The organism is Burkholderia sp. LFS061, assembly GCF_047978125.1.
In the GTDB taxonomy this organism is placed as follows: Bacteria; Pseudomonadota; Gammaproteobacteria; order Burkholderiales; family Burkholderiaceae; genus Burkholderia; species Burkholderia pyrrocinia_C.
Map to the genome: position 1 here is coordinate 1 of NZ_JBFPFS010000133.1, position 652 is coordinate 652.

Here is a 652-nt window from a genome sequence, read left to right on the forward strand (position 1 = left end):
CACATGGAGTTTCCGTTTGCCGGAGCACGGATGCTGGCGCGCCTGTTGCGCCGGGAAGGCCATGAAGTTGGTCGCCGTCGCGTGCGCACGCTGATGAAGCGCATGGGCGTCGAGGCGCTGTACTGCAAGCCGAACACGAGTCGCCGCAACGCGCAGCACAAAATCTGGCCGTATCTGCTGCGTGGCCTGAAGATCGAGCGGGCCAATCAGGCATGGACACTCGACACGACGTACATTCCGATGGCGCGCGGATTCGTGTATCTGACGGCGGTAGTGGACTGGGCGAGCCGCAAGGTACTCTCGCACCGGGTCGCCATCACGCTGGAGGCCGTGCACGCCGTCGAAGCGCTGGAGGAAGCGTTCGCCCGTTACGGGCTGCCGGACATCGTGAACACCAATCAGGGCAGCCAGTTCACGGCGGGCGCGTTCACCGAGGCCGTGCTGGGCCGGGGTATCCGGCTGTCGATGGACGGCAAGGGAAGCTGGCGCGATAACGTGTTCGTCGAGCGGGTATGGCGCAGCATCAAGTACGAGGAGGTCTACCTGAAAGCCTACGAGTCGGTCAGCCATGCCCGGCGTTCCATCGGCGAATACATTGAGCTGTACAACCGGAAACGACCTCATTCGAGCTTGGCGGATCAGACGCCGGATG

Annotated in this window: 1 protein-coding gene; it reads left to right on the top strand. The window is 63.3% G+C overall.

The window, feature by feature from the left end; genetic code table 11:
* On the top strand, window positions 1-652 hold a 652-nt coding region (locus tag ACNQQL_RS36030; RefSeq protein ID WP_347069705.1), incomplete at both ends, for an IS3 family transposase.